The organism is Kitasatospora sp. NPDC058478 (assembly GCF_042720345.1).
Taxonomy (GTDB): domain Bacteria; phylum Actinomycetota; class Actinomycetes; order Streptomycetales; family Streptomycetaceae; genus Kitasatospora.
Genome location: NZ_JBHXML010000025.1, coordinates 79,324 through 98,504, shown reverse-complemented (window position 1 = coordinate 98,504; position 19,181 = coordinate 79,324). Strand labels below are relative to the sequence as shown.

Below are 19,181 nucleotides of genomic sequence, written 5' to 3'. Positions count from 1 at the left end.
AAGCCCCCGTTGTGTAGCGGCCTAGCACGCTGCCCTCTCACGGCAGTAGCGCCGGTTCGAATCCGGTCGGGGGTACTTCAGAGCATGAAGCCGGTGGGTTATCCCATCGGCCCTTGCTTTGCGTTGGGGTATGGTGTAATTGGCAGCACGAGTGATTCTGGTTCATTTAGTCTAGGTTCGAGTCCTGGTACCCCAGCCAGAAATTCAAGGCCCCGGTTTCCGGGGTCTTTTTTTGTATTTCCCGGAGCATTCCGAAGGGCCCCGCGCGGTGGTGCTGCGCGGGGCCCTTTCCGGATGGCGGCGGTCAGCCGCGGCGGAGCGCCTCGGTGAGCCGGTTCGCGGCCTCGATGATGGCCTGGGCGTGCAGGCGGCCCGGGTGACGGGTCAGCCGCTCGATCGGGCCGGAGACGGAGACGGAGGCCACCACGCGGTTGGAGGGGCCGCGCACGGGAGCGGAGACGGACGCGACGCCCGGCTCGCGCTCGCCGATCGACTGGGCCCAGCCGCGCCGGCGGACGCCGCTGAGCGCGGTGGCGGTGAAACGGGCGCCCTGGAGGCCGCGGTGGAGCCGCTCGGGCTCCTCCCAGGCCAGCAGGACCTGGGCGGCCGAGCCGGCCTTCATCGGCAGGGTGCTGCCGACCGGGACGGTGTCCCGCAGGCCGGAGAGCCGCTCGGCGGCGGCTACGCAGATCCGCATCTCGCCCTGGCGGCGGTAGAGCTGTGCGCTCTCGCCGGTGACGTCGCGCAGGTGGGTCAGGACCGGGCCCGCGGTGGCGAGCAGCCGGTCCTCGCCCGCCGCGGCGGAGAGTTCGGAGAGACGGGGGCCGAGGATGAATCGCCCCTGCATGTCCCTGGTGACCAGACGGTGGTGTTCGAGTGCGACGGCGAGCCGGTGGGCCGTGGGGCGCGCCAGACCGGTGGCGGCGACCAGCCCCGCCAACGTGGCGGGGCCCGACTCCAGTGCGCTCAGCACCAGAGCGGCCTTGTCGAGAACGCCGACGCCGCTAGAGTTGTCCATGCCCTAAGACTGCAGTCTCATTCCGCGAGACGCAAGTTCAATCTTCCGGGAAAAGCGCCACTCTGGATGCAGCAGCCCGGGAGACATCCAGGATGCGACCTCACCAGAGTGTCCGCATCGTGGACAGCGATCCGGCGTGCAGGTCGCGAGAACGCGCCCGCCACAGGGCGGCGGGAGCTCCGACCTCGACGACACGAGAAGGCCGGCAACGCGGCCGGCTGGAGGGAATCCGATGGGACGGACACTCGCAGAGAAGGTCTGGGACGACCACGTCGTGCGGCGCGCGGAGGGAGAGCCCGACCTGCTCTTCATCGACCTCCACCTGCTCCACGAGGTGACCAGCCCGCAGGCCTTCGACGGGCTGCGGCTGGCCGGCCGGACGGTCCGCCGCACCGATCTGACGATCGCCACCGAGGACCACAACACCCCCACCGTCGACATCGACAAGCCGATCGCCGACCCGGTGTCCAAGGTGCAGTTGGAGACGCTGCGCCGCAACGCCGCCGAGTTCGGCGTCCGGATCCACTCGCTCGGCGACATCGAGCAGGGCGTCGTGCACGTGGTCGGCCCGCAGCTGGGCCTGACCCAGCCCGGCATGACCGTGGTCTGCGGCGACTCCCACACCTCGACCCACGGCGCCTTCGGCGCACTGGCGTTCGGCATCGGCACCAGCCAGGTCGAGCACGTGCTGGCCACCCAGACGCTGCCGCTGGCGCCGTTCCGGACGATGGCCGTCACGGTCGAGGGCGAACTGCCCGAGGGCGTCACCGCCAAGGACCTGATCCTGGCCGTGATCACCAAGATCGGCACCGGCGGCGGCCAGGGATACGTCCTGGAGTACCGCGGTTCGGCGATCCGGGGCCTGTCCATGGAAGCCCGGATGACCATCTGCAACATGTCCATCGAGGCCGGCGCCCGGGCGGGCATGATCGCCCCGGACGAGACCACCTTCGACTACCTCAAGGGCCGTCCGCACGCCCCGCAGGGCGAGGACTGGGACGCCGCCGTCGCGTACTGGTCGACCCTGGGCACCGACGAGGACGCGGTCTTCGACCACGAGATCTTCATCGACGCGGCCGCGCTGACCCCGTTCGTCACCTGGGGCACCAACCCCGGCCAGGGCGCCCCGCTGGGCTCCGACGTGCCGGACCCGGCCTCCTTCACCGACCCGCAGGAGCGCGCGGCCGCCGAGAACGCCCTCGCCTACATGGGCCTGGAGGCCGGCACCCCGCTGCGCGAGGTCAGCGTCGACGCCGTCTTCGTCGGCTCCTGCACCAACGGCCGGATCGAGGACCTGCGCGCCGCCGCCGCCGTCGTGGAGGGCCGCCGGATCGCCGACGGCGTACGGATGCTGGTCGTCCCGGGCTCCGTCCGGGTCGCCCTGCAAGCCGTGGAGGAGGGCCTGGACAAGGTGTTCACCGCGGCCGGCGCCGAGTGGCGCCACGCGGGCTGCTCGATGTGCCTGGGCATGAACCCCGACCAGCTCGCCCCCGGCGAGCGCTGCGCCTCCACCTCGAACCGCAACTTCGAGGGCCGGCAGGGCAAGGGCGGCCGGACCCACCTGGTGTCCCCGCAGGTCGCCGCCGCGACCGCCGTCCTGGGCCGTCTGGCCGCACCGTCCGATCTGCCCTCCGACCTGGCGGACACCAACGTGGCTGTGGAGGCCTGAGAACCATGGAGAAGTTCACCACCCACACCGGCCGGGCCGTTCCGCTGCGGCGCTCGAACGTGGACACCGACCAGATCATCCCGGCCCACTGGCTCAAGAAGGTCACCCGTTCCGGTTTCGAGGGCGGCCTTTTCGAGGCCTGGCGCAAGGACGAGTCGTTCATCCTCAACCGGCCCGAGCGACAGGGCGCCACGGTCCTGGTGGCCGGCCCGGAGTTCGGCACCGGCTCCTCCCGCGAGCACGCCGTCTGGGCGCTGCAGAACTACGGCTTCCACGCGGTCATCTCGTCGCGCTTCGCGGACATCTTCCGTGGGAATTCCCTGAAGAACGGACTGCTGACGGTCGTCCTGCCGCAAGAGACCGTGGAACGGCTCTGGGCGCTCACCGAGAGTAACCCTTCGGCCGAGATCACCGTTGATCTGGAAGCCCGCGAAGTCCGGGCCGAGGGCGTCACCGCGTCTTTCGAACTGGACGACAACGTCCGGTGGCGGCTGCTCAACGGGCTGGACGACATCAGCATCACCCTGCGGAACGAGGCCGACATCGCGACCTTCGAAGCGACCCGTCCGGCCTTCAAGCCCCGTACTCTGCCGGTTGCCTGAGATCCCCTCAGAACAAGCATTCTGGCGATCCACCGGATGGCCCGCCTCCCCTTCGGGGGGGCGGGCCATCCGCCGTTCCGGAGCACGAGTTAGCGCCGCGGCCCACCCCGGATTGCCCATTTGGCTTTGCCGGAGAGGGCCCCGCGCAAGTACAACTGCGGGTAGATGGCACAATCAGTACATGCACCGGCACCATGAACCTCCGTACGCGGGCGGCGAACCCGCGGCTCCGGAGTCCGTGGGCCGGGGATCCGAACGCCGAATTGACGATCGGCCGGACGTCGCCTCCGCACCAGCTGAGGGGCCGGACGACCAGGAAGTCGCAGCGCTCTACGCGCTTGTGGCCGAGCGGTTGAAGCAAGCTCACGCCCGCGTGCATGCGCTGAACGTGTCTGCCGATGCAAAGACCGCTCTCTCCCGTCAACTCCTCATCGTCACCGAGACCGCCAAGCGCGATCTTCCGGAGGCGGCAAGGCGGTTGAGTCGCTTTGTACATGACCTCGACGAGGGGCGCCCGCCCGTCGCCTGAGGTCGCCGACGCGCAAATCCATTGCGACACTAGGGTGATTCGCGCGTTTGGTAATTGAAAGTCCGCAGATACATACCTAACGTGCGAAAAGAACGGATGGAATCATCCGGCGCCCGTTTCCGAAGGGGAAGACGTGAACAAGGCTCAGCTTGTCGAAGCGGTGGCCGAGCAGCTGGGCGGTCGCAAGGCTGCCGCAGAGGCCGTCGACGCAGTGCTCGACACCATGGTCCGTGCCGTTGTGGCCGGTGACCGGGTTTCGGTCACTGGTTTCGGCACCTTCGAGAAGGTGGAGCGCTCCGCGCGCTTCGCCCGCAACCCGCAGACCGGCGAGAAGGTCAAGGTCAAGAAGACCTCGGTGCCCCGCTTCCGTCCCGGCCAGGGCTTCAAGGACCTGGTCAGCGGCAGCAAGAAGCTGCCGAAGGAAGGCCCCTCGGTGAAGAAGGCCCCCAAGGGCTCCCTCACCCCGGGCAAGAGCGGCGTCGCCGCCACCCCGGCCGCCAAGCGCGCCGCGACCAAGCGTGCCGCCACGGCCGCCGCCGCCGCTGCTCCGGCCAAGAAGGCCGCCGCCAAGAAGGCGACCACCACGGCCGCGGCGAAGAAGACCACCGCGACCGCGACCAAGAAGACGGCCGCCGCCGCCAAGAAGGCGACCACCACGGCCGCCGCGAAGAAGACCACCGCGACCGCGACCAAGAAGACGGCCGCCGCCGCCAAGAAGGCGACCACCACCGCCGCCGCCAAGAAGACCACCGCGACCGCCAAGAAGGCGACCGCGACGGCCAAGAAGACGGCTCCGGCGAAGAAGACCGCCACCCGCAAGACCACCGCGCGCAAGACCTCTGCCAAGTAGTCCCGCGCAGCGGTCCTCGGACGGCCTTCGGCAGAGAGCCGCGGCACCCCCCTCCGTGAATTGCGGAGACCGGGTCGCCGCGGCTCTTTCGATTTCCGGGCGCTTAGTCAGGATTCTCTGACCGACGGTGACCAGGCACGGAACGCGAAGGCGGGCGTGCCGGACGGCGGGGGAGGAGCAGCGGGGGGACGGCCAGCGGAGGGCGGTCAGCCCGCGGCGGGGTCGGGGAAGGTCTGCAGCGTCACGAAGACCACCCGGCGGGCCTCGCCGGCGCCCTCGGTGCGGATCCGCACCCGCTGGCCCGGCCGCAGCAGCCGCAGACCGCCGGCGTCGAAGGCGGCCGCGTCGAACGGCACCGGGGTCCCGTCGTCGAGCAGCACGGAGCCGGCCCGGGTGGCGGGGTCGAAGGTGAACGCGGTGGCCTGCATGGCAGCAGCATAGCGAGCGGCCCCGACCGGCCGGACGGCGTCCCGCGGGGCGGCGGTCAGGCCCGTGCCAGCCGGGCGAACAGACTGCTGGTGTACGGGCCGAGGCCGAGCACCGCGGCCTCGCCGAGGTCCGCGCCGGTGTCGACGTCCCGGCGCACCGACTCCACGTCCGCCAGGCGCAGTTCGAGTGCTCCGCCGGCCGCGTGCCGGGCCCGTGAGCCGTCCCCGAAGGCGGGGGAGAGCGGGCGGCCGGGGGTGCAGGCGAGCAGCGTGGTGCCGAGGCCGGGGGAGTCCGGCAGGAAGGCCCGGCCGTCCGGTGGCACCGCGCCCAGCACCCGGGCCAGTTCGACCGGGCGCAGGGCCGGCAGGTCCGCCGAGAGGGCGGCCAGCGGCGAGCACGGGGCGAGTGCCAGGGCGGCCGCCGCGCCGTGCACCAGCGCCTCGTTGAGGCCCTCGCCGGGTTCGTCGGCGACCACCACCGCGCCCAGCGCCGCCAGCCGGGCGCCGGCCGCCGCGTCCCGGGTGACCACCAGGACCCGGGCGACGCCCGGGGTGGCCAGCGCGGCGGTGGCGGTGTCGAGCGCGAAGGACAGCGCGAGGTCCGCCCGGTGCGGCCCGGCGTACGGGGCCAGTCGGCTCTTCGCGAGGGCGAGCGGCTTGAGCGGCAGCACCAGCGACCAGTCGGTGGTGGGTGCGGGGGGCGCGACGGGCCCGTTGGGGCGTACGGTGTCCTGGGTCATCGGCGTCATTGTGACGCCGGTCCCGGAGCCCTCGCCAGGCCGTCCGATCTGTGCGGACGTGCGTTTGATCACGCCTGCCGGGCGGGTTGGTGCGGTCGCTCGACAGCCGGTGAGCAGCCGGGCGAGACTGTTCCGCACCCGTGATCCGGGCACCGGTCCCGTACCGGTGCGCGGTATCGGGAGGTTATGACCGCGGCACCCCACGTGCCGCTTCGGATGAGGAGGACCTGGGGTGGCCCGCCGCTCGTACGCCAAGTTCGGCAACGCCGACTACGGCATCTGGTACCGCTTCGCGGCCGTGCTGGTGAAGCCGGTGACGACCGCGCTGGTGAAGCCCGACTGGCGGGGCTGGGAGCACCTTCCGAAGGAAGGCGGCTTCATCGCCGCGGTGAACCACAATTCGATCATCGACCCGGTGATCTACGCGCACTGGCAGTACAACAGCGGCCGTCCGCCGCGCATTCTCGGCAAGTCCTCGCTGTTCTCGATTCCCTTCATCGGATTCATGCTGCGCAAGACCGGCCAGATTCCGGTGTTCCGCGAGTCCACCGATGCCGCGCAGGCTTTCCGGGCCGCTATCGACGCCGTCAACGGCGGCCAGTGCGTGCAGTTCTACCCGGAGGGCACGCTCACCCGGGACCCGGACCTGTGGCCGATGACCGGCAAGAGCGGCGTCGCCAGGGTCGCGCTGATGACCGGCGCGCCGGTCATCCCGGTCGCGCACTGGGGAGCGCACGAGATCATCCCGCCGTACGGCCGGCCGGGCTTCGGGAAGGGCAAGTTCAACCTCTTCCCGCGCCACCGGGTCACCGTGGCGGCGGGGCCCGCGGTGGACCTGAGCAAGTACCGGGGCCAGGAGCTCACCGCCCAGGTGCTGGGCGACGCCACCGAGGACATCATGACGGCGATCACCGCCGTGCTGGCCGACGTCCGCGGCGAGGAGCCGCCGGCCGAGCGCTACGACATGCGCAAGGCCGCCCGGAACCGCGCCGCCGCGGCCGCCGCCGAACGCCGGCGCGCCAAGGGCGGAAACGACGACGAGGAGGGCGGCCGGTGACCCGCTGCGCAGTGATGGGGACGGGCTCGTGGGGCACCGCCTTCGCGATGGTGCTGGCCGACGCGGGCAGTGACGTCGTCCTGTGGGCCCGCCGCCAGGAACTCGTCGACGCCATCAACACCACGCACGAGAACCCGGACTACCTGCCGGGCGTGCCGCTGCCGGGCTCCGTCCGGGCCACCACCGACGCCGCCGAGGCGTTGGCCGGCGCCGACTTCGCCGTCCTGGTGGTGCCCTCGCAGACGCTGCGCGACAACCTGGCCGCCTGGACGCCGCTGATCGAGCCGCAGACCGTGCTGGTGAGCCTGATGAAGGGCATCGAACTCGGCACCGCCAAGCGGATGAGCGAGGTGATCGACGAGGTCACCAAGGTCGGCCCGGAGCGCGTCGCAGTGGTCAGCGGGCCCAACCTGGCCCGGGAGATCGCCAACCGGCAGCCCGCCGCCAGCGTCGTCGCCTGTGCGGACGAGGCGGTCGCCAAGCGGCTCCAGGCGGCCTGCCACACGCCGTACTTCCGCCCGTACACCAACACCGACGTGCTGGGCTGCGAGCTCGGCGGCGCGGTCAAGAACGTGATCGGCCTGGCGGTCGGCATGGCGGCCGGCATGGGGCTCGGCGACAACACCAAGGCGACGCTGATCACCCGCGGGCTGGCCGAGACCACCCGGCTCGGCGAGGTGCTCGGCGCCGACCCGCACACCTTCGCCGGGCTCGCCGGGATGGGCGACCTGGTCGCCACCTGCTCCTCGCCGCTGTCGCGCAACAACACCTTCGGCATGAACCTGGGCCGGGGCATGTCGCTCGCGGAGACCATTGCGGCGACCCGGCAGACCGCGGAGGGCGTCAAGTCCTGCGAGTCGGTGCTCGACCTGGCCCGGCGCAACGGCGTCGACATGCCGATCGTCGAGGCGGTGGTGGACGTCGTGCACAACGGGCGGCCCACCCAGGAGGCGCTCCAGGCCCTGATGTCCCGTTCGGCGAAGGCCGAGCGGCGCTGAGCGGCGCTGACGGCGCGGCGGTGGTCCGGGGCGGTGGCCGGGGGCGGCTGACGCCCCGGAAACCCTTCGCACGGTAGTCTCAAACCCGATATGAGCATCGAACAGTCCTCCCCGAACCCGTCCGCTGCGAAGCCGCGCGTCGCGCTGGTCTTCGGCGGACGCAGCTCCGAGCACGGCGTCTCGGTGGTCACCGCCGGCAGCGTGCTCAAGGCGATCGACCGCGAGAAGTACGAGGTGCTCCCGATCGGGATCACCCCCGAGGGCCGCTGGGCGCTGGTCAGCGACGAGCCCGCCCGGATGGCCATCACCGACGGCCGGATGCCGGACGTCACGGGCGTCGCCGAGTCCGTGGACGGGCAGGTCGCGCTGCCGATCGCCCCGGGCGACCGGGAGGTCGTCCTGAGCGAGCCGGGCAGCACCCCCAAGGCCCTCGGCGAGGTCGACGTGGTGTTCCCGCTGCTGCACGGCCCCTGGGGCGAGGACGGCACCCTGCAAGGCCTGCTGGAGCTGTCCGGCGTGCCCTACGTCGGCAACGGCGTGCTCTCCAGCGCGGTCGGCATGGACAAGGAGTTCACCAAGCGGATCCTGGCCTCGCACGGCCTGGGCGTCGGCCGGTACACCATCGTGCGGCCGCGCGACTGGGAGAGCGAGGCCGGCCGCGCCGCGGTGCGCGAGCGGGCCGCCGAGCTCGGCCTGCCGCTGTTCGTGAAGCCCTGCCGGGCCGGTTCCAGCATGGGCATCACCAAGGTCAAGGACCTCGCCGACCTCGACGCCGCGATCGAGGAGGCCCGCCGGCACGACCCCAAGCTGATCATCGAGGCCGGCGTGAGCGGCCGCGAGATCGAGTGCGGCGTGCTGGAGACCGAGGACGGCCCGAAGGCCAGCCTCCCGGCCGAGGTGCTGGTCGGCGACGGCTTCGACTTCTACGACTTCGAGGCCAAGTACATCGACTCGTCCGAGGTGCAGATCCCGGCGAAGCTCGACGACGGGCAGACCGCCGAGATCCGCCGCCAGGCGGTGGCCGCGTTCGACGCGCTCGGCTGCGAGGGCCTGGCCCGGGTGGACTTCTTCCTGCTGGAGGACGGCACCTGGATGGTCAACGAGATCAACACCATGCCCGGCTTCACCCCGATCTCGGCCTACCCGAAGATGTGGGAGGCCACCGGGCTGTCCTACCCGGAGCTGATCGACCGGCTGCTCCAGGCGGCGCTGCGCCGCTCGACCGGCCTGCGGTAGCCGCACGCGAACGACGGAGGGCGGGCCGGGAAGCTCCCGGCCCGCCCTCTCGGCGCCCTCGCGGGCTCAGCCCGGGACGGTGGCCTTCACCGCGCCGGTGAGGGCGGCGGCCGGGTCGAAGGGGTTGGCCGCGGCCCCGGCCGGGACGGTCACCTCGACGTAGGCGGCGCGCATGGTCGTCACGAAGCGGTAGCCGCCGTCGGTGAGCTTCTGCGACCACCAGGTGACGTCGTCCACGGTCGGCGACCAGTCCTTGGCGTGCTCGCCGTCCAGTTCCTCCGGACGGTCGATCCCGCAACGCAGCACCGTGCGGGGCGAGCTGGCCCACGCGGCCACGTACGGAGAGGCGGGCGACGGGTCCTTGCGGGCGTGGCCGAGCAGCTCCTGCGGCAGGGCCGCGGCCAGCGCGCGGCAGTACTCGGCCGCCTTGCCGCCCGGCCGGGGGGCCGCCACCGATTCGTCGGCGGAGCCCCAACTGCCGAGCAGCACGACGACCGTGCAGGTCAGGGCGAGCGGCAGGGCCAGCCAGCGGACGGGCGCCGGCAGTGCCGTCAGCGCCCGGGGGATTCGGAGTTCTCTGGCCACCCGCCGATGGTAGCCGGGCCTTACAGGTGCACCACCGGACAGGTGAGGGTGCGGGTGATGCCCTCCACCTGCTGGACCTTGGCCACCACCAGGCGGCCCAGGTCGTCCACGGTGTCGGCCTCGGCCCGGACGATGACGTCGTACGGGCCGGTGACGTCCTCGGCCTGGAGGACGCCGGGAATCTCGGAGATCGACTGGGCCACGGCGGTGGCCTTGCCGACCTCGGTCTGGATCAGGATGTATGCCTGTACCACGGGGACCTCCGGCGGCCGGTTACGGGGATCGCCGCCGTGAGCGCCCGGACGGTCGTCGGGGTGGGAACGGGCTCACCGGCAGTCTGATCACCACGCTACCGCGCGGTGGGCCGGGGAGGGGAGACCCCGACACCCCGGAAGGGCGTACGCTGCGCGCGGGGGCGCGACGGGGACGAGTTCAGTATGGACATGCGAGAGGACGGCAGATGCAGGGGACCGTGGGCGAGCTCGGCGAGTTCGGTCTCATCAGGGAGCTGACCGCCCGGGTGCCGCTCACCGACGCGGTCGACCTCGGCCCCGGTGACGACGCCGCGGTGGTGAAGGCCCCGGACGGCCGGGTGGTGGCCACCACGGACGTCCTGATCGAGAACCGGCACTTCCGCCGGGACTGGTCCACCGCCTACGACGTGGGCCGCAAGGCCGCCGCCCAGAACCTCGCCGACGTGGCCGCCATGGGAGCGGTGCCCACCGCGATACTGCTCGGCCTGGTCGCCCCCGCCGACCTGCCCACCACCTGGGCCACCGAGCTGATGGACGGGCTGCGCGACGAGTGCCAGGTGGCCGGGGCGACGGTGGTCGGCGGCGACGTGGTGCGCGGCGACACCGTCACGCTGGCCATCACGGCGCTCGGCGACCTCCAGGGGCGCGCCCCGGTGACGCGCGCCGGCGCGCAGGTCGGCGACGTGGTCGCGGTGACCGGCTGGCTCGGCTGGTCGGCCGCCGGACTCACCGTGCTGCAACGCGGCTTCCGCTCCCCCCGCGCCTTCGTCGAGGCGCACCGCCGGCCCGAGCCGCCGTACCACGCGGGCCCGGCCGGCGCCGAGTTGGGCGCGACCTCGATGATCGACGTGAGCGACGGACTGGTCGCCGACCTCGGCCACGTGGCCCGGGCCAGCGCGGTGGACATCGACCTGAAGGCCGCCGACTTCGACGTCCCGGCGCAGATGGCCGACATCGGACAGGCGGTCGGGGTGGACCCGTTGGTCTGGGTGCTGTCCGGCGGCGAGGACCACGCGATCGTGGCGACCTTCCCGCGCGGGGTCCAACTCCCGGCCCGCTGGCGGGTGGTGGGCGAGGTGACCGGCCGCCCCCGGGGCAGCCGCAGCGGCCGGGTGACGGTGGACGGCGCGCCCTGGGACCGGGTCGGCGGCTGGGACCACTTCGCCGAGTGACGGGCGGCCGCGCCGATTGTCGTACGGCACACGGCGGGTGACCCCCGGACACCGGCGCGCGGCGGGCGGCGCGTGACCCCCGCACTCGCGGCGCACGGGCTTCGCGGGTCCGTTTTGCGTAGGCTGGCGACAACCGAGCCCGCCCGCCGTCTGCTGTGGGTGGTCTGAACCACTGCGAGCGGGAGCGCACCCAGTCATGCGTATCGGTGTACTGACCAGCGGCGGCGACTGCCCCGGCCTCAACGCGGTGATCCGCTCCGTCGTGCACCGGGGCACGGACGTGCACGGCGACGAGATCGTCGGCATCCTGGACGGCTTCCTCGGCCTGATCGAAGGCCGCACCCGGCCGGTCTCGCACGACGACGTCACCGGCCTGCTCACCCTCGGCGGCACCGTCCTGGGCTCCGCCCGGGTGCAGCGCGAGCGGATCTCCTGGGCGGTGGAGAACGCGAAGACGCTGGCCCGGGACATCGGCATCGACGCGCTCATCGCGATCGGCGGCGAGGGCACACTGACCGCCGCCAGGCTGTTCAGCGACGCCGGACTGCCGGTCGTCGGGGTGCCCAAGACCATCGACAACGACATCAACGCCACCGACGCCACCTTCGGCTTCGACACCGCGGTGCACGTCGCGACCGAGGCGATCGACCGGCTCAAGACCACCGCGGAATCCCACCAGCGCGTCATGGTCGTCGAGTTGATGGGCCGTCACACCGGCTGGATCACCCTCACCGCGGGCATGGCCGGCGGCGCGCACGGCATCCTCATCCCGGAGAAGCCCTTCGACATCGAGGCGGTGGCCCGGATGGTCGACGACCGCTTCGACCGTGGCAAGAAGTTCGCCATCATCGCCGTCGCGGAGGGCGCCGCCCCGATGCCCGGCACCATGCGCTTCGACCACGGCGAGGTCGACCAGTACGGCCACCGGACCTTCGGCGGGATCGGAAACCGGCTCGCCCACGAACTGGAGAACCTGCTCGGCAAGGAGGCCCGCCCGGTCATCCTCGGGCACACCCAGCGCGGCGGCACCCCGACCGCCCGGGACCGCGTGCTCGCCACCCGCTTCGGCTGGCACGCCGTCGAGGCCGTCCACCAGGGCGCGTTCGGCCACTTCACCGCGCTGCGCCGGACCGGGATCGAGCTGGTGCCGATCGCCGACGCGGTGACCCGGCTGAAGACGGTGCCGGAGGACCGCTGGGTGGAGTCCGAGGCCGTGCTCTGAACGCGCGCAGGTAGGTTGACCTCATGGCCCACCCGTCTCCCACCCCCGCCCTTGGCCGTCGCGCTGCGCGCGGCCCCTCTACTGCCCCCCCTCGCGTGCTCACCGTCGCCGGCTCCGACTCCGGCGGTGGCGCCGGCATCCAGGCCGACCTCAAGGCGATGCTCGCCCTCGGCGTCCACGGCATGAGCGTGATCACCGCCGTCACCGCGCAGAACTCGCTCGGCGTCCAGGGCTACTGGGAGCTGCCCGCCGAGGCCGTCCGGGCGCAGTTCCGCAGTGTGGTCGACGACATCGGGGTGCAGGCCGTGAAGACCGGCATGCTCGCCTCGATCGAACTGGTCGAGACCGTCTCCGAACTGCTGGCCGGGGTGGACGCCCCGGTGGTCGTCGACCCGGTCGGCGTCTCCAAACACGGGGACGCCCTGCTGGCCGCCGAGGCCGTCGCCACCGTCCGCGAGCGGCTGCTGCCGGTCGCCACCCTGGCCACCCCCAACCTGCACGAAGTGACCCAGCTCACCGGCCGGACCGTCGAGGGCGAGGGGCAGATGCTGGACGCCGCCAAGGCGTTGCTCGACCTCGGGCCGCGCTGGGCGCTGGTCAAGGGCGGCCACCTGGAGGGCGAGGCCGCGGACCTGCTCTACGGCGGGCCCGGCGAGGTGCACTGGTACCGGGCGCCGCGCTACGACAACCGGCACACCCACGGCACCGGGTGCACCCTGGCCAGCGCGATCGCGGCCGGGCTGGCCAAGGGCGAGTCGCTGCCGGAGGCGGTCGGCTCGGCCAAGGCGTACATCACCGGCGCGATCGCCGGTGGCTTCGCGCTCGGCGCCGGGATCGGCCCGGTCGACCACGCCTGGCGCTGGCGCTGACCCGGCCGGTGGGCGGGCCCCCGGGCCCGCCCACCACCACGGGTGTGGCGGGAAACACGGGTGCGGCGGGACAACAGCGGCGGGAGAGCGGCGGCCGGAAAGCGCGGCAGGAAAAACAGTGAAGCCGGTTCATCCGAGGATGAACCGGCTTCACTGGAGGACCGGCATGCCGGTCTGCGCGTCAGCGCGAGACCTTACCGGCCTTGATGCACGAGGTGCAGACGTTGAGCCGCTTCGGCGTCCGCCCAATCACAGCGCGCACCGTCTGAATGTTGGGGTTCCAACGACGGGGGGTACGGCGGTGCGAGTGGGAGATGCTGTTGCCGAAGCCCGGCCCCTTGCCGCAGACGTCGCAGTTGGCAGCCACAGGAGTCACTCCAAGACTTCAGATCATTTACGTTCGACAACCCCGCTGGACCAGCGGAGCACTCGCGTGAACCTGACCGGACCGAGGGGTGAGCCTGGATTGTTCCAGGCAACCGGAAGAGCATACAACGCCTGTTCCGGTTCAACGAAACTACCATGTCCGGCAGGGTGATCGCTCCGGTCGCCGGTCCGGGCGACCCTCCCCGGCCCCCGATAACCTGCCGGTATCACCCCTCGCCGCGGCCTTGGCCGTGCTGCTGCCCCGCAGGCCGTCGCGGCGTCCCACCCGGAGGAGACCTGGTGCTGCACACGCTCGACGCCCCGGCGGTGCGCACCTGGTGCCAGCTCGCCCTGCGTGCGCTCGGCCAGGCCCGCGAGGAGATCGACGCGCTCAACGTCTATCCCGTCCCGGACGGCGACACCGGCACCAACCTCTACCTGACCGTCGAGTCCGCCGCCGCCGAGGTGGAGAGCCGCTTCGCCGACCCCGCCGCCGACCCGGCCCCCGGCCTGGCCGACACCGCGCGGGCGATGGCCCGCGGCGCGCTGGTCGGCGCCCGCGGCAACTCCGGGGTGATCCTCGCCCAGTGGCTGCGCGGCACCGCCGAGACGCTCGCCGAGGGCGGCGGCGCCGACCAGCTGCGGGCCGCCCTGCAACGGGCCGCCGACTCCGCCTACCAGGCCGTCGCGGAGCCCGTCGAGGGCACCCTGCTGACCGTCGCCCGGGTTGCCGCCCGGGAGGCCGTCCGGGCCGGGGGCGGACTCGCGCAGGTCGCCGACACCGCCTACCGGGCCGCCCGGGACGCGCTGCGGCACACCCCCGAACAACTCGCCGTGCTGGCCGAGAACGGGGTCGTGGACGCCGGCGGGCGCGGCCTGGTCGCCGTGCTCGGCGCGCTCGCCGACGCCGTCGCCGGGCAGCAGCCGATGGGCCCGGTCGCGCTGCGCGGGGACGTCCGGGCGGTCGAGAGCTGCGCGGTGCACCTGAGGCCGCCGGGCCCCGGCCACCCCGCGTTCGAGGTGATCTACCTGCTCGACGCTCCCGACGAGGCCCTGCCCGCGCTGCGCGAGCGGCTCGGCGCGCTCGGTGACTCCCTGGTGGTCGGCGGCGGCGACGGCCTGTGGAACGTGCACGTCCACGTGGACGACGCGGGCGCTGCCGTCGAGGCGGGGGTCGAGGCCGGGCGGCCGCACCAGATCCGGATCACGCACTTCGCCGAGGCCGCCGCCCGGGCCGGCAGCGCCGCCGAGCGCGGCGAACGCCGGGAACGGGCCCGCGCGGTGCTCTGCGTGGTGTCCGGCGGGGGGCTGGCCGAGTTGTGCGTGCAGGCCGGCGCCGTCGCCCTGCACGCCGACCCGGACCGTCCGCCGGCCAGTGCCGAACTCGCCGCCGCCGTGCGCCGCTCGGCCGCCCGCGAGGTCGTCCTGCTGCTCAACGACCCCGAACTGCGCGCCGCCGCCGGGGCCGCCGCCGACCAGCTGCGCGAGGAGGGCGTGCGGATCGCCGTGCTGCCGACCCGCTCGCCGGTGCAGGGCCTGGCGGCGCTCGCGGTGCACGAGGGCGGCCGCCGCTTCGACGAGGACGTGGTCGCCATGACCTCCGCGGCCGGCGCCACCCGGTACGCCGAACTCGCCGTGGCCGAGGGGGAGTCCTGGACGATGGCCGGGGTCTGCCAGGCCGGGGACGTGCTCGGCCTGATCGACGGCGACGTCGCGGTGATCGGCACCGGGCTGGCCGAGGTCGGGGCGAGCGTGCTGGACCGGATGCTCGGCGCGGGCGGCGAACTTGTCACCCTGGTCCTCGGCGAGGGCGCCGACGAGGCGCTCGCCGACCGCCTGGTGGCGCACGCCCGGCACCGGCGGCCCGAGGTCGACGCGGTGGTCTTCCACGGCGGCCAGGAGTCCGCGCCGCTGCTCATCGGGGTGGAGTAGGGCACGCCGCGGGGCCCGGAATGTCGGCCCCGTGGTGTAGACAGGGGCCTGATGGGCGCTCTCGATGAACCACTGACCAAACTCGTCGGCGACCGCACCGCGAAGGTGCTCGCCGACAGCCTCAAGCTGCGCACGGTCGGGGACCTGCTGCACCACTATCCGCGCCGCTACGTCGAACGCGGCCAGCTCACCAGCCTGGACGAGCTGGAGATCGACGAGCACGTCACCGTGCTGGCCCGGATCGAGAAGGTCACCCTGATCCCGTTCCGCGGCCGCAAGGGCGACCGGCTGGAGGTCGTCGTCACCGACGGCCGCAGCCGGCTCTCGCTGGTCTTCTTCAACCAGGGCTGGCGGCAGAAGGAGCTCAAGTCCGGCGCCCAGGGCCTGTTCGCGGGCAAGGTCGGCGTCTTCAACCGCAGCCGCCAGCTGGTCTCGCCGGACTACCAGCTGCTCGACGAGGAGGCCGGGTCGGACGCCGCCCGGCAGTTCGCCGGCCGGCTCATCCCGGTCTACGGCGCCAGCGCGCAGATGCCCAGCTGGAAGCTGTCGATCTGCATCGAGACGGCCCTCACCAAGCACCTGGGCGACGTCGGCGAGCCACTGCCCGCCGAACTGCGCGAGCGGCACGGGCTGATCCCGCTGCCCGAGGCGCTGGAGCTGATCCACCGCCCACGCGGCCAGGCCGACCGCGAGCTCGCCCAGAGCCGGCTGCGCTGGGACGAGGCCTTCGTCCTCCAGGTCGCCCTGGCCCAGCGCCGGGCCGCCGAGTCCGCGCTGCCCGCCGTCCCGCGCCGGGCCCGCGCGGGCGGCCTGCTGGACGCCTTCGACGCCCGGCTGCCGTTCACCCTCACCGAGGGCCAGCAGAAGGTGTCCGCCGAGATCGCCGCCGACCTCGCGAGCGAGCACCCGATGCACCGGCTGCTCCAGGGCGAGGTCGGCTCCGGCAAGACCCTGGTCGCGCTGCGCGCCATGCTCGCCGTGGTCGACGCGGACGGCCAGGCGGTGCTGCTCGCGCCCACCGAGGTGCTGGCCCAGCAGCACCACCGCTCGATCGTCGAGATGATGGGAGACCTGGCGGAGGGCGGCATGCTCGGCGGCTCCGACCTCGGCACCCGGGTGGTGCTGCTGACCGGCTCCATGGGCGTCCCGGCCCGCCGCCAGGCGCTGCTCGACATGGCCTGCGGCGACGCGGGCATCGCCATCGGCACCCACGCGCTGATCGAGGACAAGGTCCAGTTCCAGGACCTCGGCCTGGTCGTGGTCGACGAGCAGCACCGCTTCGGCGTCGAACAGCGGGACGCCCTGCGCGCCAAGGGCGAACAGCCGCCGCACCTGCTGGTGATGACCGCCACCCCGATCCCGCGCACCGTCGCGATGACCGTCTTCGGGGACTTGGAGACCTCCGTCCTCGACCAGCTGCCGGCCGGCCGCTCGCCGATCTCCACCCACGTCGTCCCCGCGCTGGAGAAGCCCAACTTCCTCACCCGGGCCTGGGAGCGCGTGCGCGAGGAGGTCGCCAAGGGCCACCAGGCGTACGTGGTCTGCCCCCGGATCGGGGACGAGGAGCCCGCCGCCGAGCCGAAGAAGAAGCGGAAGGCGGCCGAGGAGGACCTGGAGGACGTCGCCGACGCCGGTGCCGGGAGCGACGAACGGCGGCCCCCGCTCTCGGTGGTGGAGACCGCCGGGAAGCTGGTCGAGGGGCCGTTGCAGGGCCTGCGGGTGGAGATCCTGCACGGCCGGCTGGCTCCGGAGGCCAAGGACGAGGTGATGCGCCGGTTCACGGCCGGCGAGGTGGACGTGCTGGTCGCCACCACCGTCATCGAGGTCGGCGTCAACGTCCCCAACTCGACCGCGATGGTCATCATGGACGCCGACCGCTTCGGCGTCTCCCAGCTCCACCAGTTGCGCGGCCGGGTCGGCCGCGGCAGCGCCGCGGGCCTGTGCCTGCTGGTCAGCGACATGCCCGCGGGCAGCGCCGCCCGGGCCCGGCTGGACGCGGTGGCCGGCACCCTGGACGGCTTCGAGCTGTCCCGGATCGACCTCGAACAGCGCCGCGAGGGCGACGTGCTGGGCCAGGCGCAGTCCGGGGTGAAGTCCTCGCTCAAGGTGCTCTCGGTGCTGGAGGACGAGGAGGTCATCCTCACCGCCCGGACGGAGGCCACCCGGCTGGTCGCCGAGGACCGCGAGCTGGCCGCCCACCCGGAGCTGCGCACCGCGCTGGAGAGCCTGCTCGACGAGGACCGCGCGGCCTACATGGAGAAGGGCTGAGCGGCCGCCGCCGGCCCCGGAATTGTCAGACCCCCGCGAGAGAATGAAGGTGTTCAGGGCGCACCCCCAAGGTGCGTACCTGGCACGACATTTGGGGGTCCTGCCATGGCATTCCGTCATCTCAACGAGCTCCCGCTGGGCGACAAGGTCTTCCGGATCGAACTCGCCAGCGACGACGACCGCGAGGTCACCCTCACCCTGACCGGCTGGCGCGAGGGGGCGGCCGCCCAGCCGCTCGCCTCGGGCAAGCTCCGCCTGCCGGTCGAGGACGTCGCCTCGCTGCGGATCGCGCTCAACCGCGCGCTGCGGGCGCTGGCGATCGTCGCCGACGTCTCCGAGCCCATCCCCGACCGCGACGTGCTGCGTGAGCTGTACCCCGGCCACGGCGCCCCCTGGGTCCCGCAGCACGAGGAGGAGCTGGTCCGGCGCTTCCACGACGGCGAGACCGTCGCCCGGATCGCCGCCCGCTTCGGCCGCACCCCCGACTCCGTCCGCACCAAGCTGCGCGAGCTCGGGCACGACCCGCGCCGCCCCGAGTTCTGCCCGCCCGACGGCTGCCTGTCCTGGTCCCGCTACGCCTCGCCGGCGCTGCTCGGCGCGGCCGCCCCGGTCCCGCCGGCGGGCTCCGAGGCGAGCTGAGAGGCGCCCCGAGGCCGGCTGGGACGGGCTCCGGGGCGAGCTGAGCCGTGACCCCGAGGCCCCACCGATCCGTCGGTGGGGCCTCGACCCGTATAGCGTGGTCGGGCAGCGACGAAAGGACCTTTCCCCACCATGACCCGCGTGATCGCCGGGCTGGCCGGCGGCCGCCGGCTGGCCGTACCGCCAGGCCGGGGCACCCGCCCGACCTCCGACAAGGCCCGTGAGGCGATGTTCTCCACCCTGGAGGCGCTGCGCGGCACCCTGCACGGGGCCCGGATGCTCGACCTGTTCGGCGGATCGGGCGCGGTCGGCCTGGAGGCGCTGTCGCGCGGCGCCGAGCACGTCCTGCTGGTCGAGGCGGACGGCCAGGCGGCCCGGGTGATCCGGGAGAACGTCCGCACGATCGGCCTGCCCGGCGTGGAGGTGAAGGCCACCAGGGCCGAGCAGGTGCTCGCGGGCCCGCCCCCGCAGACCCCGTACGACCTGGTCTTCCTCGACCCGCCGTACGCCGTGACGGACGACGAGCTGCGCGAGATGCTGATCACACTCCTGGCCGGGGGCTGGCTCGCGGAGGACGCACTCGTCACCGTGGAGCGCAGCACCCGTGGCGGCGAGTTCGGCTGGCCCGAGGGCTTCGAGGTGCTGCGCTCGCGCCGCTACGGCGAGGGCACGCTCTGGTACGGTCGCGCCGCCGCCGAGACCAGCCAGCACGAGTAGCGGGCCGAGGCCCGCAGCAGCCGTCACCCC

Annotated in this window: 20 protein-coding genes and 2 tRNA genes; 16 read left to right on the top strand and 6 right to left on the bottom strand. The window is 72.9% G+C overall.

Features of this window, described 5'->3' with window-relative positions:
- Positions 1 to 2: 2 nt before the first annotated feature.
- Positions 3 to 75: transfer RNA gene (locus ACFWPT_RS16270), tRNA-Glu, on the top strand.
- 49 nt (positions 76 to 124) lie between these two features.
- Positions 125 to 199 (top strand) — tRNA-Gln (locus ACFWPT_RS16265).
- 105 nt (positions 200 to 304) lie between these two features.
- Here the strand turns inward: ACFWPT_RS16265 and ACFWPT_RS16260 are convergent.
- A complete protein-coding gene (locus ACFWPT_RS16260) occupies positions 305 to 1,018 on the bottom strand; it encodes an IclR family transcriptional regulator (RefSeq protein ID WP_063347714.1) in 714 nt (237 codons plus the stop codon).
- A 232-nt stretch (positions 1,019 to 1,250) separates the two neighbouring features.
- Here ACFWPT_RS16260 and leuC point away from each other — a divergent pair, with 232 nt between their 5' ends.
- From leuC to ACFWPT_RS16240, 4 genes are all read left to right on the top strand, one after another.
- Complete coding sequence (gene leuC, locus ACFWPT_RS16255; RefSeq protein ID WP_380482306.1) at positions 1,251 to 2,687, top strand: 3-isopropylmalate dehydratase large subunit; 1,437 nt, start codon at positions 1,251 to 1,253, stop codon at positions 2,685 to 2,687.
- A 5-nt stretch (positions 2,688 to 2,692) separates the two neighbouring features.
- The gene (leuD, locus tag ACFWPT_RS16250) at positions 2,693 to 3,289 is read left to right on the top strand and encodes a 3-isopropylmalate dehydratase small subunit (protein WP_063347712.1); all 597 of its coding nucleotides are present in this window, start codon (positions 2,693 to 2,695) and stop codon (positions 3,287 to 3,289) included.
- A gap of 181 nt (positions 3,290 to 3,470) precedes the next feature.
- Complete coding sequence (locus ACFWPT_RS16245; protein WP_371517045.1) at positions 3,471 to 3,818, top strand: hypothetical protein; 348 nt, start codon at positions 3,471 to 3,473, stop codon at positions 3,816 to 3,818.
- Positions 3,819 to 3,951: 133 nt separating this feature from the next.
- Positions 3,952 to 4,668, top strand: coding sequence for an HU family DNA-binding protein (locus ACFWPT_RS16240; RefSeq protein WP_063347711.1), 717 nt, complete (start codon positions 3,952 to 3,954; stop codon positions 4,666 to 4,668).
- Between the two features lie 206 nt (positions 4,669 to 4,874).
- On the opposite strand, the gene ACFWPT_RS16235 is transcribed toward ACFWPT_RS16240, so the two are convergent.
- Positions 4,875 to 5,096 carry a hypothetical protein gene (locus ACFWPT_RS16235; protein ID WP_063347710.1) on the bottom strand — a complete coding sequence of 74 codons (222 nt, stop codon included), beginning with the start codon at positions 5,094 to 5,096 and terminating at the stop codon, positions 4,875 to 4,877.
- A gap of 56 nt (positions 5,097 to 5,152) precedes the next feature.
- A complete protein-coding gene (gene cofC, locus ACFWPT_RS16230) occupies positions 5,153 to 5,836 on the bottom strand; it encodes a 2-phospho-L-lactate guanylyltransferase (RefSeq protein ID WP_380482303.1) in 684 nt (227 codons plus the stop codon).
- Positions 5,837 to 6,068: 232 nt separating this feature from the next.
- On the opposite strand from cofC, the gene ACFWPT_RS16225 reads away from it, so the two are divergent.
- From ACFWPT_RS16225 to ACFWPT_RS16215, 3 genes are all read left to right on the top strand, one after another.
- A complete protein-coding gene (locus ACFWPT_RS16225) occupies positions 6,069 to 6,893 on the top strand; it encodes a 1-acyl-sn-glycerol-3-phosphate acyltransferase (protein ID WP_063347708.1) in 825 nt (274 codons plus the stop codon).
- Between the two features lie 14 nt (positions 6,894 to 6,907).
- A complete protein-coding gene (locus tag ACFWPT_RS16220) occupies positions 6,908 to 7,891 on the top strand; it encodes an NAD(P)H-dependent glycerol-3-phosphate dehydrogenase (RefSeq protein ID WP_079135606.1) in 984 nt (327 codons plus the stop codon).
- Positions 7,892 to 7,981: 90 nt separating this feature from the next.
- Positions 7,982 to 9,127, top strand: coding sequence for a D-alanine--D-alanine ligase family protein (locus tag ACFWPT_RS16215; RefSeq protein ID WP_363375958.1), 1,146 nt, complete (start codon positions 7,982 to 7,984; stop codon positions 9,125 to 9,127).
- A gap of 66 nt (positions 9,128 to 9,193) precedes the next feature.
- On the opposite strand, the gene ACFWPT_RS16210 is transcribed toward ACFWPT_RS16215, so the two are convergent.
- Both ACFWPT_RS16210 and ACFWPT_RS16205 read right to left on the bottom strand, forming a co-directional pair.
- Positions 9,194 to 9,712: a DUF3515 domain-containing protein gene (locus ACFWPT_RS16210; RefSeq protein WP_363375955.1), complete on the bottom strand. Its 519-nt coding sequence runs from the start codon at positions 9,710 to 9,712 to the stop codon at positions 9,194 to 9,196.
- A 20-nt stretch (positions 9,713 to 9,732) separates the two neighbouring features.
- Positions 9,733 to 9,966, bottom strand: coding sequence for an Lrp/AsnC ligand binding domain-containing protein (locus tag ACFWPT_RS16205; RefSeq protein WP_363375953.1), 234 nt, complete (start codon positions 9,964 to 9,966; stop codon positions 9,733 to 9,735).
- Positions 9,967 to 10,172: 206 nt separating this feature from the next.
- Between ACFWPT_RS16205 and ACFWPT_RS16200 the strand changes: the two genes are divergently transcribed.
- From ACFWPT_RS16200 to thiD, 3 genes are all read left to right on the top strand, one after another.
- A complete protein-coding gene (locus ACFWPT_RS16200) occupies positions 10,173 to 11,138 on the top strand; it encodes a thiamine-phosphate kinase (RefSeq protein ID WP_063347704.1) in 966 nt (321 codons plus the stop codon).
- Between the two features lie 196 nt (positions 11,139 to 11,334).
- Positions 11,335 to 12,360 (top strand): 6-phosphofructokinase, encoded by a 1,026-nt coding sequence (locus tag ACFWPT_RS16195; protein WP_063347703.1) that lies wholly within the window; start codon positions 11,335 to 11,337, stop codon positions 12,358 to 12,360.
- 23 nt (positions 12,361 to 12,383) lie between these two features.
- Positions 12,384 to 13,229, top strand: a complete 846-nt coding sequence (thiD, locus tag ACFWPT_RS16190) for a bifunctional hydroxymethylpyrimidine kinase/phosphomethylpyrimidine kinase (RefSeq protein WP_380482301.1) — start codon at positions 12,384 to 12,386, stop codon at positions 13,227 to 13,229.
- Between the two features lie 181 nt (positions 13,230 to 13,410).
- Here thiD and rpmB read toward each other — a convergent pair whose 3' ends face one another.
- Positions 13,411 to 13,596 (bottom strand): 50S ribosomal protein L28, encoded by a 186-nt coding sequence (gene rpmB, locus ACFWPT_RS16185; RefSeq protein ID WP_014138233.1) that lies wholly within the window; start codon positions 13,594 to 13,596, stop codon positions 13,411 to 13,413.
- 299 nt (positions 13,597 to 13,895) lie between these two features.
- Here rpmB and ACFWPT_RS16180 point away from each other — a divergent pair, with 299 nt between their 5' ends.
- From ACFWPT_RS16180 to rsmD, 4 genes are all read left to right on the top strand, one after another.
- A complete protein-coding gene (locus tag ACFWPT_RS16180; RefSeq protein ID WP_380482299.1) occupies positions 13,896 to 15,527 on the top strand; it encodes a DAK2 domain-containing protein in 1,632 nt (543 codons plus the stop codon).
- Positions 15,528 to 15,578: 51 nt separating this feature from the next.
- On the top strand, positions 15,579 to 17,795 hold the full coding sequence (gene recG, locus ACFWPT_RS16175; protein ID WP_380376613.1) for an ATP-dependent DNA helicase RecG: 2,217 nt from the start codon (positions 15,579 to 15,581) through the stop codon (positions 17,793 to 17,795).
- Between the two features lie 105 nt (positions 17,796 to 17,900).
- Positions 17,901 to 18,434, top strand: coding sequence for a hypothetical protein (locus tag ACFWPT_RS16170; protein ID WP_380482297.1), 534 nt, complete (start codon positions 17,901 to 17,903; stop codon positions 18,432 to 18,434).
- A 132-nt stretch (positions 18,435 to 18,566) separates the two neighbouring features.
- A complete protein-coding gene (rsmD, locus tag ACFWPT_RS16165; RefSeq protein WP_063347698.1) occupies positions 18,567 to 19,151 on the top strand; it encodes a 16S rRNA (guanine(966)-N(2))-methyltransferase RsmD in 585 nt (194 codons plus the stop codon).
- The last annotated feature ends 30 nt before the right edge of the window (positions 19,152 to 19,181 follow it).

Bases quoted from the DNA above. Each gene is read 5' to 3' on its own strand.
- ACFWPT_RS16245 (WP_371517045.1), top strand. From the start codon at position 3,471: ATGCACCGGCACCATGAACCTCCGTACGCGGGCGGCGAACCCGCGGCT.
- leuC (WP_380482306.1), top strand. From the start codon at position 1,251: ATGGGACGGACACTCGCAGAGAAGGTCTGGGACGACCACGTCGTGCGG.
- ACFWPT_RS16215 (WP_363375958.1), top strand. From the start codon at position 7,982: ATGAGCATCGAACAGTCCTCCCCGAACCCGTCCGCTGCGAAGCCGCGC.
- leuD (WP_063347712.1), top strand. From the start codon at position 2,693: ATGGAGAAGTTCACCACCCACACCGGCCGGGCCGTTCCGCTGCGGCGC.
- ACFWPT_RS16170 (WP_380482297.1), top strand. From the start codon at position 17,901: ATGGCATTCCGTCATCTCAACGAGCTCCCGCTGGGCGACAAGGTCTTC.
- thiD (WP_380482301.1), top strand. From the start codon at position 12,384: ATGGCCCACCCGTCTCCCACCCCCGCCCTTGGCCGTCGCGCTGCGCGC.
- recG (WP_380376613.1), top strand. From the start codon at position 15,579: ATGGGCGCTCTCGATGAACCACTGACCAAACTCGTCGGCGACCGCACC.
- cofC (WP_380482303.1), bottom strand. From the start codon at position 5,836: ATGACCCAGGACACCGTACGCCCCAACGGGCCCGTCGCGCCCCCCGCA.
- rsmD (WP_063347698.1), top strand. From the start codon at position 18,567: ATGACCCGCGTGATCGCCGGGCTGGCCGGCGGCCGCCGGCTGGCCGTA.
- ACFWPT_RS16220 (WP_079135606.1), top strand. From the start codon at position 6,908: ATGGGGACGGGCTCGTGGGGCACCGCCTTCGCGATGGTGCTGGCCGAC.
- ACFWPT_RS16260 (WP_063347714.1), bottom strand. From the start codon at position 1,018: ATGGACAACTCTAGCGGCGTCGGCGTTCTCGACAAGGCCGCTCTGGTG.
- ACFWPT_RS16235 (WP_063347710.1), bottom strand. From the start codon at position 5,096: ATGCAGGCCACCGCGTTCACCTTCGACCCCGCCACCCGGGCCGGCTCC.
- ACFWPT_RS16195 (WP_063347703.1), top strand. From the start codon at position 11,335: ATGCGTATCGGTGTACTGACCAGCGGCGGCGACTGCCCCGGCCTCAAC.
- ACFWPT_RS16200 (WP_063347704.1), top strand. From the start codon at position 10,173: ATGCAGGGGACCGTGGGCGAGCTCGGCGAGTTCGGTCTCATCAGGGAG.